Below are 9,180 nucleotides of genomic sequence, written 5' to 3'. Positions count from 1 at the left end.
CATGGTGTTTTTGAATCTGCTATTTGTGAGATTACAAAAATTATTCATGATAATGGTGGGCAAGTTTATATGGATGGTGCAAATATGAATGCGCAAGTAGGATTAACAAATCCTGGAAATATTGGCGCAGATGTTTGTCACTTAAATTTACACAAAACATTTGCAATTCCTCATGGTGGTGGCGGACCTGGAGTAGGACCAATCTGTGTTGCTAAACAATTAGTACCATTTCTACCAACAAACCCAATAATTACAACTGGTGGTGACAAAGCTATAACAGCTATATCTGCTGCTCCTTTTGGATCTGCTTTAGCATGTTTAATATCTTACGGTTATATAAAAATGTTAGGTGCATCAGGACTAAAAAAATCAACTGAAATTGCAATTTTAAATGCTAATTACATTAAAGCGCGTTTAGAAGGTTCTTTCGACACTTTGTTTTCTGGCGAAATGGGAAGAGCTGCACACGAAATGATTATTGATTGCCGCGATTTTAAATCTAATGGTATTGAAGTTGTAGATATTGCAAAACGCTTAATGGATTATGGTTTTCACGCACCTACAGTTTCTTTTCCAGTAGCAGGAACTATGATGATAGAACCAACAGAAAGTGAAAGCAAACAAGAAATGGATCGTTTTTGTGATGCAATGATTTCTATCCGTAAAGAAATAGAAACTGCAGATAAAGAAGATAGTAATAATCCATTAAAAAACGCACCACACACACAAGCAATGGTAACAAACGATGAATGGAATTTACCATATTCTCGTAAAACTGCTGCTTTCCCACTTGATTATGTAAATGATAACAAGTTTTGGCCAACAGTTCGTCGTGTAGATGATGCTTATGGAGATAGAAATTTAATTTGTACTTGTGCTCCTATTGAATCTTATATGGATGCATAGTCTTTAGAATTACAAATCAAAAAAAGCGCTCAATATCTGAGTGCTTTTTTTAATTCGTAAAAAAACAGACCCAATTTTGCTGAATTCATAATTTATTGCATTTATTTAGCAAAACCGAACGTCGAATCGATTTTATACTTAATTTAGTATTATAATAGCATTTATAGCAAAATATGTCAATAAAAATCACAGGAGTTGGAAGTTATATTCCTAAAGAAATAGAAAAAAATGATGCCTTTCTAAGCCATCATTTTTTAAATGCAGATGGTTCTACTATTGATAATGCAAATACTGTTATTGTCGAGAAATTTGAAGAAATAACAGGTATACAAGAACGTAGATATGCTAAACCAGAAATAACCACTTCTGACATGTCATTTTTTGCAGCTGAAAAAGCTATAGAAAATGCCGGAATTAACAAAGAAGAAATAGATTACATTATTTTAGCGCATAATTTTGGTGACGTAAAACACGATACTATACAAAGTGATATGGTGCCATGTATTGCAGCTAGAGTAAAGCATAAACTACAAATTAAGAGCCCAAAGTGTGTTGCTTACGATTTAATCTTTGGTTGCCCAGGTTGGCTAGAAGGTGTTATTCAAGCTAATGCTTTTATTAAAGCTGGAATAGCAAAAAAATGTTTAGTAATAGGTTCAGAAATGTTGTCTCGCGTTGTAGACAAACACGACAGAGATTCTATGATATTTTCTGATGGTGCTGGAGCAACAATAATTGAATATAGCAAGTCTGAAAATGATGGTGTTTTAGCACACGAAACAGCAAGTTTCACTTATAATGAAGCACATTATTTAAACTTTGGGAAATCATTCAACAAAGATCTAGAAGAAGACACAAGGTATATTAAAATGAATGGTAGAAAAATCTACGAATTTGCTCTAACTGAAGTTCCTAATGCTATGAAAGCATGTTTAGATAAATCTGGAGAAAGTATAGAAAATTTAAAAAAAATAGTCATTCATCAAGCTAATGAAAAAATGGATGAAGCTATTGCAAAACGTTTTTATAGACTTTACAAAAAACAAGTTCCCGAAGGCGTAATGCCTATGAGTATTCACAAACTTGGAAATAGTTCTGTAGCAACTATCCCTACTTTGTACGACTTAATTCTTCAACATAAATTAGAAGGTCAAGAAATTAACAAAGGAGATGTTATTATGTTTGCTAGTGTTGGTGCAGGAATGCATATTAACGCATTAGTTTATAAAGTTTAACAATTGTCATGGAGAAAAAAATTACTATTATTGGAGGAGGAAATCTTGGACAATCTATAGCAAATGGCTTATTAAACAACAACTACAAGCCTAGCTCAATAACCATTACAAGAAATAAAATTGAACTACTTAACGATTTTAAAGCTAGAAACGTAACTGTTTTATCTAACAATCCTGATGCTGTTAAAGAAGCTGAAGTCATTATAATAGCTGTAAAACCTCATAGTGTTGATAAAATTATTAAAGAAATCAATCCTTTCCTAGATTCAGAAACTATATTTATATCTGTAGTTAGCGGCTATAGTCTAGAAAATATTAAAGATCATTTAAATAACAATGTGACTAACATCTTTAGAGCTATGCCAAATACGGCAACTGAAGTACTGGAGTCTATGACTTGTATTTCTCACACAGAATCTAGCTCTTCAGAAGCGACAAAAATTGTTACTTCAATTTTTGACACGCTAGGAAAAACAACTTTTATTAGCGACGAATTAATGGATGCTGCAACAGTTCTAGGAGCTTGTGGTATTGCCTACGCTTTAAGGTTTATTAGAGCTATGATGCAAGGTGGAATAGAAATTGGGTTTGATGCAAAAACAGCAAATCTAATTGCAACACAAACTGTAAAAGGCGCTAGTGAATTGCTTATAAAAAACCAAAACCATCCAGAAGCCGAAATAGATAAAGTAACTACTCCAAAAGGTTGTACAATTGCAGGTTTAAACGAAATGGAAAACAAAGGATTTAGTGCTGCTCTAATTAAAGGAATTAAAACCTCATTTAACAAGTTAGATTAATGTACGAAAATACATTTCCACATAAACGCTTTAAACTTACTTTTGAATTTCTTCAAAAACACATTTCAACTTCCGAAACTATTTTAGACTTAGGTGTAGAAAACCCATTTTCTAAATTAATGATTTCTCGTGGCTACAACGTTGAAAACACCAAAGGCGAGGATCTTGATTTAGACACAACAACAATTCTAAATTCTAATGCAGAAGTTACAACTGCTTTCGAAATTTGCGAACATTTGTTAAATCCATTAAATAGTTTAAGCGCAATTAAAGGAAATAAGTTAGTGGCTAGTGTTCCACTAAAATTATGGTTTAGTAATGCTTACCAAAGTAAAACTGATAAATGGGATAGACATTATCATGAATTTGAAGATTGGCAATTTGATTGGCTTTTAGAAAAAGCTGGCTGGAAAGTAATAGATAGACAAAAATTTACGCATCCTACAAAAAAAATAGGTTTTAGACCAATTTTGCGCTGGTTTACGCCTCGTTATTATTTAGTTTATGCTGAAAGAATTTAAATTTGATAAACCAATTTATCTTTTGACACAATATAATCAGTACTAAATAAATTGGATTTCAATAATATTATAGTGAGATTTACATTGTGAAATTTTCAATTATTATACCTGCACATAATGAAGCTGATGTTATTGGTTTAACACTTGAGTCTTTAGTTAACCAAACGCTTTTACCAAAACAAGTTATTGTAGTTAACGATAACTCTTCAGACCAAACTTCTAAAATAGTTTCAAAGTTTGCAGATGAATATGATTGGATTACTTTAGTTGAAAACAAATCAACCAACCAACATTTACCCGGAACAAAAATTATAAATGCTTTTTACAAAGGCTTTCTTCTTCTAAACAAAGATTATGATGTGATTTGTAAATTTGATGCTGATTTAATTTTTCCTGACAATTACTTAGAAATTTTAGCCAATAAATTTAAAGCTAATCCTAAACTTGGAATGGTAGCAGGTTTTTGTGACATTAAAGTAAATGGCATATGGCAATTAGAAAACTTAACCGGAAAAGACCATATTCGTGGCGCTTTAAAAGCCTATACTAAAACCTGTTTTGAAACCATTGGACAATTAAAAACCTCTATGGGTTGGGATACTATAGATGAATTGTTGGCTAAATACTTTGGTTTCGAAATTCTTACCGTTGATGCATTACGTGTAAAACATTTAAAACCTACAGGTGCAAGCTACAATAAAGGTGCAAAACATTTACAAGGTGAAGCTATGTACAAAATGCGCTACGGATTTGTATTAACAGTTTTATCTGCGCTTAAAATGAGCTTAAAAAAACGAAGCTTACCTTATTTTATAAATTATATCATTGGATACGTAAAGGCTATATTTAGTAAACCAGAACGCTTAGTTACCAAAGCACAAGGTAAATTTATTCGTGATTTAAGATGGAAAGGTGTTTTGAACAAATTGTTTTAAAATCGCCAATTCTTATAACTATCCGAAGCTTCAATTTTAGTTTCTATTGCATCATCTAATTCAGGAAAGAAATCTATTCCTGTTAAAGCCTCTACTCTATCAACAGAAACTACATAATTATATAAAGGTTGTTTAGAATCTTGATGTGGCGTTAAAAACGCAATCATTTTTGGGCTTCCGTAATTATAATCTAAAATTATTTTATAAAACTGATTTGGAACTGCTACATCTTCATCTCCAATAGTTTTCATATTACCTTTTAAAACACCACCAGTAACCACAAAAACACCATTATATCTGCTTGCCCAATAACGTGTTTTTTGTTCTATTCTATTCCACAAACCAGCATTGAATTTATGCTCTTGAGGCGAGATATTAGACGTTAGAAAAGTTTCATCGTGCGCTTCTTTTGTATAACGTTTATCTCCTGCAGGACATAAATGACCTTTATCATAACCTGATTTTTTATAATTACGCCAACTTGCAGCCTCAGTTTTAACTGCTTTATCAATTTCAAAATATGGACGTTTAAAATCATTCTTAGATAAATGTTCTTTTTTAAGTTCGTAAGCAACCCATTCTGCTTGTTCGTGAATTTCACTATAACTTAGAGAATATCCGCTATGGTGTACAATTTGCCCCGTAGTACTTGTAGGTAGAAAAAAGGTTTTTGTGGCTTCTTTTGGTAATGCTCCACCTAAAACTGCTTCATTTTGAATTTTCTTATCCTGATAAAAATTAATACTATAAACTAGAATTAACAAAACAGCAGTTAAGATAGAGTACTTTGTTTTTTTAGTCATTTATACAATTTTATAAGTCAATTTCAACCTTTATATGCAAGTTACAACTTTTGAAATCAATCATTTAATTAAATAAAATCATTCGTAAAACGTATTTTGCAGATTATTAATATATTTTTAACAAAAAAAATAGATTATCAATAACTAATTAACAATTAATATATATATTTACTATGAACTTAAAAACCAGTTATTATGAAAAAAGCACTTTTAATTATCGGAACCATTTTTTGTTTAGTAGCAGTATTAAACATTAATAATGAAAACAATGGAAACTTATTAGCTTTAGAGGATACTGATGAAAAAGTGATTATCTGTCACATTCCGCCTGGAAACCCAGACAATGCACATGCTATTGAAGTTAGTATTAATGCTTTAGACGCACATTTAGCGCATGGAGATTCAATAGGTGACTGCAGCAGTAATGAAGAAGAAGCTTCAGGAGATGGTGCACAAAGAGCAATTAGTACTACTTTACCTGAATAAAAGGTGAAAACTAATAAATAAAAAATGCCAAGGGTTAATTTCCTTTGGCATTTTTTCATTTCAATAAATTATAGTTATTTCAAACTCCCCAAACTTGATCTTAACGTCTCTATTTTTGCCAAAGCATCTGCTTCTTTTTTACGCTCGTTAGCAATAACTTGTTCTGGAGCACCATTTACAAAACGTTCGTTAGATAATTTTTTTTGAACAGACTTAAGAAAACCTTCTGTGTATTTTAATTCTTCAGTTAATTTAACAATTTCAGCTTCAACATCTATACTTCCTTCCATTGGAATAAAATATTCGTTAGATTTCACCCTAAAAGTTAATGCTCCTTCTACAGGTTCTGATACATAGTTTATAGCTTCTAAGTTTCCTAATTTAGAAATAACCTCATCAAAAAGTCTTGAACCACCTTGATTATCAATTACCGAAAAACTAATAACATCTTTAAACGCAATGTTCTTTTGTTTTCTAATAGTACGAATTCCTGAAATTACATTTTTTGCATTTTCAAAAGAGGCTAAAAGACCAAAATTATCACTCCAACTACCAATTTTTTCTGGCCATTTAGAAACTATTAAAGCTTCATCTGGTGTTCTTTCCGAAATTAATTGCCAAATCTCTTCAGATAAAAATGGCATAAACGGATGTAATACTTTTAAGTTATCTTCTAAAATATTAATAACAGCTTTGAATGTTTTAGCATCTATTGGTTGTTGATATGCTGGTTTTATCATTTCTAATAACCACGAACAAAAATCATCCCAAATTAGCTTATAAGTACACATTAAAGCATCGCTCAGTCTATATTTACTAAAGTGATCTTCAATATCAACTAATGTCTCTTGAAATTTAGCACTATACCATTCTAATGATATTTTACTAGATTCTGGCTGCTCTAAATCGACTTTAACTTCCCAGCCTTTAATTAATTTGAAAGCATTCCATATTTTATTTCCAAAACCTTTTCCTTGCTGACAAAGAGATTCGTCAAACATTAAATCATTTCCTGCAGCACTACTCAAAAGTAATCCAACACGAACACCATCGGCACTATATTCTTCAATTAATTTTAAAGCATCTGGAGAATTCCCTAAAGATTTACTCATTTTACGACGTTGTTTATCACGAACTAATCCGGTTAAGTAAACATTCTCAAATGGTTTTGCATCTTTATATTCGTATCCAGCAACAATCATACGTGCAACCCAGAAAAACAAAATATCTGGACCGGTTACTAAATCGTTTGTTGGATAATAGTATTTGATTTCTTCGTTTTCTGGATTTCTAATACCATCAAAAACACTCATTGGCCATAACCAAGAACTAAACCACGTATCTAAAGCATCTGTTTCTTGTCTTAAATCAGAAGATTTAAGATTAGAATTATTTGATTTTTCTTGAGCTAATTTCAAGGCAAATTCAATAGTTTCTGCTACTACAAAATCGTCTTTTCCTTCTCCATAATAAAAAGCAGGAATTTGTTGACCCCATAAAAGTTGACGAGAAATATTCCAATCACGAATATTCTCCATCCAATGTCTATAAGTGTTTTCGAATTTTTTTGGCACTAAATTAATCTCAGAATTTTCACCCAAAACAGCTTCTATTGCCGGCTTTGCTAACTCTTCCATTTTAAGAAACCATTGATCACTTAACCTTGGTTCTATAACTGCTTTAGTACGTTCTGAAGTTCCTACTTTATTAATATGACTTTCAGTTTTTACTAAAACACCTGTTTCTTCAAGCTCTTTAGAAACCGCTTTACGAACTACAAAACGATCTTGACCTTCGTAATGCAGACCAAAACTATTTAGAGTAGCGTCTTCATTAAAAATATCTATAACTTCTAAATTATGCTTTTCGCCTAAAACTTTATCATTTTCATCATGAGCTGGTGTAACCTTTAAACAACCAGTACCGAATTCTAAGTCCACATACTCGTCTTCTATAATTGGAATTATGCGCCCAGAAATAGGCACAATCGCTTTTTTACCTTTAAGGTGTGTAAAGCGTTCATCGTTTGGGTTTATACAAATTGCTGTGTCTCCAAAAATAGTTTCTGGTCTTGTAGTAGCAATTGTTAAAACATCTTCGGTTCCATCAATTTTATAATTTATATAATATAACAATCCTTGCTTTTCAACATGTATTACCTCTTCATCAGATAACGTTGTTTTTGCTTCTGGATCCCAATTTACCATTCTAAAACCACGATAAATAAGTCCTTTGTTATACAAATCAACAAAAACTTTAATTACAGCTTCAGACATATCATCGTCCATTGTAAACTTAGTTCTATCCCAGTCGCAAGAACATCCAAGTTTTTTTAATTGCTCCAAAATTACACCACCATATTCATCTGTCCATTCCCAAGCATGTTTTAAAAACTCATCTCTAGATAAATCATTCTTATCTATCCCTTGCTCCTTTAAACGCGCTACAACTTTTGCTTCAGTAGCAATAGATGCATGATCTGTTCCTGGAACCCAACAAGCATTTTTACCTAATAATCGTGCACGACGAATTAAAACATCTTGAATAGTATTATTCAACATATGCCCCATGTGCAATACTCCTGTTACGTTTGGTGGAGGAATCACTATAGTATAAGGTTCGCGATCGTCTGGTATAGAATGAAAATAATTATGTTTCATCCAGTAATCGTACCACTTATTTTCTATATTTTGTGCTTGGTATTTATCTGGCATTTGCATACTTTGGAATAGTTTTTGAATATAATACTACAAAAGTAATTATATTATTTTTTATGCGAAATATATGAGCCACTTATTACCTCATAATGGTTAATTTAGGTTTAAATATTTTGTGCGATATTAAAATTAAACTAAATTTACAATCAATTAAATAATTAAAAACGATGAAACATTTATTTACATTTCTATTTATTGGCTTAATAAGTCTATCTGTTAACGCACAAGATAAAATAGCTAAAATTGAATTTAAAGAAACGACTATAGACTACGGAACTATTGACAAAGGCGCTAATGGAGTTAGAACTTTTGAGTTTACAAATACAGGTGATGCACCTTTAGTAATTACAAAAGTTAGTTCTAGTTGTGGCTGCACAGTACCTAAGAAACCCAAGGACCCTATTATGCCTGGAAAAACTGGAGAAATTCAAGTTAAATATGATACAAATAGAGTTATGCCTATTAGAAAAACAATTACTGTTGTCTCTAATGCAGAAACACCTACCGTGTCTTTAAAAATAAAAGGAGAGGTTTTAGACCCAAGTAAAACAAGCGTTCTTAATAAAAAAGAGAAAAGCGTAATGGCTGAATAAGTCTAAAACTTTTTTACATAAATAAAAAACCAGAGTATTAACTCTGGTTTTTTTTATGATTAATAACTTCTCAAACATATAACAAAACAAAAAAACCTCTTGAAAATCAAATGATTAACAAGAGGTCTAGTACTGAAGACGGGACTTGAACCCGTACGTCCTAATGGACATTGGATTTTAAGTC

At 31.5% G+C, this 9,180-nt stretch carries 8 protein-coding genes and 1 pseudogene; 7 read left to right on the top strand and 2 right to left on the bottom strand.

Annotated features, from left to right (window positions below; translation table 11 throughout):
- The 5 genes and pseudogenes from ACFDSN_RS02290 to ACFDSN_RS02270 all read left to right on the top strand — a co-directional run.
- Window positions 1-906, top strand: a pseudogene (locus ACFDSN_RS02290) (glycine dehydrogenase (aminomethyl-transferring)); the annotation flags it as partial.
- 173 nt (window positions 907-1,079) lie between these two features.
- On the top strand, window positions 1,080-2,141 hold the full coding sequence (locus tag ACFDSN_RS02285; protein WP_375238208.1) for a 3-oxoacyl-ACP synthase III family protein: 1,062 nt from the start codon (window positions 1,080-1,082) through the stop codon (window positions 2,139-2,141).
- An 8-nt stretch (window positions 2,142-2,149) separates the two neighbouring features.
- Window positions 2,150-2,941 carry a pyrroline-5-carboxylate reductase gene (proC, locus tag ACFDSN_RS02280; protein WP_375238207.1) on the top strand — a complete coding sequence of 264 codons (792 nt, stop codon included), beginning with the start codon at window positions 2,150-2,152 and terminating at the stop codon, window positions 2,939-2,941.
- Window positions 2,941-3,462 (top strand): methyltransferase, encoded by a 522-nt coding sequence (locus ACFDSN_RS02275; protein WP_375238206.1) that lies wholly within the window; start codon window positions 2,941-2,943, stop codon window positions 3,460-3,462. Before proC ends, ACFDSN_RS02275 begins: the two co-directional genes overlap by 1 nt.
- An 86-nt stretch (window positions 3,463-3,548) precedes the next feature.
- Complete coding sequence (locus ACFDSN_RS02270; RefSeq protein WP_375238205.1) at window positions 3,549-4,397, top strand: glycosyltransferase family 2 protein; 849 nt, start codon at window positions 3,549-3,551, stop codon at window positions 4,395-4,397.
- Here ACFDSN_RS02270 and ACFDSN_RS02265 read toward each other — a convergent pair.
- Window positions 4,394-5,200: a DNA/RNA non-specific endonuclease gene (locus ACFDSN_RS02265; protein ID WP_375238204.1), complete on the bottom strand. Its 807-nt coding sequence runs from the start codon at window positions 5,198-5,200 to the stop codon at window positions 4,394-4,396. The two genes, ACFDSN_RS02270 and ACFDSN_RS02265, sit on opposite strands and share 4 nt — an antisense overlap.
- Window positions 5,201-5,395: 195 nt before the next feature.
- Between ACFDSN_RS02265 and ACFDSN_RS02260 the strand changes: the two genes are divergently transcribed.
- On the top strand, window positions 5,396-5,686 hold the full coding sequence (locus tag ACFDSN_RS02260; RefSeq protein WP_375238203.1) for a hypothetical protein: 291 nt from the start codon (window positions 5,396-5,398) through the stop codon (window positions 5,684-5,686).
- Between the two features lie 74 nt (window positions 5,687-5,760).
- Here ACFDSN_RS02260 and ACFDSN_RS02255 read toward each other — a convergent pair whose 3' ends face one another.
- Window positions 5,761-8,406 carry a valine--tRNA ligase gene (locus tag ACFDSN_RS02255; RefSeq protein WP_375238202.1) on the bottom strand — a complete coding sequence of 882 codons (2,646 nt, stop codon included), beginning with the start codon at window positions 8,404-8,406 and terminating at the stop codon, window positions 5,761-5,763.
- A gap of 164 nt (window positions 8,407-8,570) precedes the next feature.
- Here ACFDSN_RS02255 and ACFDSN_RS02250 point away from each other — a divergent pair, with 164 nt between their 5' ends.
- Window positions 8,571-8,996: a DUF1573 domain-containing protein gene (locus tag ACFDSN_RS02250; RefSeq protein WP_375238201.1), complete on the top strand. Its 426-nt coding sequence runs from the start codon at window positions 8,571-8,573 to the stop codon at window positions 8,994-8,996.
- Window positions 8,997-9,180: the final 184 nt, after the last annotated feature.

The organism is Aurantibacter sp., from assembly GCF_042094015.1.
Taxonomy (GTDB): Bacteria; Bacteroidota; Bacteroidia; order Flavobacteriales; family Flavobacteriaceae; genus Aurantibacter.
Note: the sequence above shows the minus strand (reverse complement) of the source record. Positions and strands in the feature narration are given on the sequence as shown.

What these genes read in the sequence shown, in the direction of transcription:
- ACFDSN_RS02285 (WP_375238208.1), top strand. Translation starts at nt 1,080, where the DNA reads ATGTCAATAAAAATCACAGGAGTTGGAAGTTATATTCCTAAAGAAATA.
- proC (WP_375238207.1), top strand. Translation starts at nt 2,150, where the DNA reads ATGGAGAAAAAAATTACTATTATTGGAGGAGGAAATCTTGGACAATCT.
- ACFDSN_RS02275 (WP_375238206.1), top strand. Translation starts at nt 2,941, where the DNA reads ATGTACGAAAATACATTTCCACATAAACGCTTTAAACTTACTTTTGAA.
- ACFDSN_RS02265 (WP_375238204.1), bottom strand. Translation starts at nt 5,200, where the DNA reads ATGACTAAAAAAACAAAGTACTCTATCTTAACTGCTGTTTTGTTAATT.
- ACFDSN_RS02260 (WP_375238203.1), top strand. Translation starts at nt 5,396, where the DNA reads ATGAAAAAAGCACTTTTAATTATCGGAACCATTTTTTGTTTAGTAGCA.
- ACFDSN_RS02255 (WP_375238202.1), bottom strand. Translation starts at nt 8,406, where the DNA reads ATGCAAATGCCAGATAAATACCAAGCACAAAATATAGAAAATAAGTGG.
- ACFDSN_RS02250 (WP_375238201.1), top strand. Translation starts at nt 8,571, where the DNA reads ATGAAACATTTATTTACATTTCTATTTATTGGCTTAATAAGTCTATCT.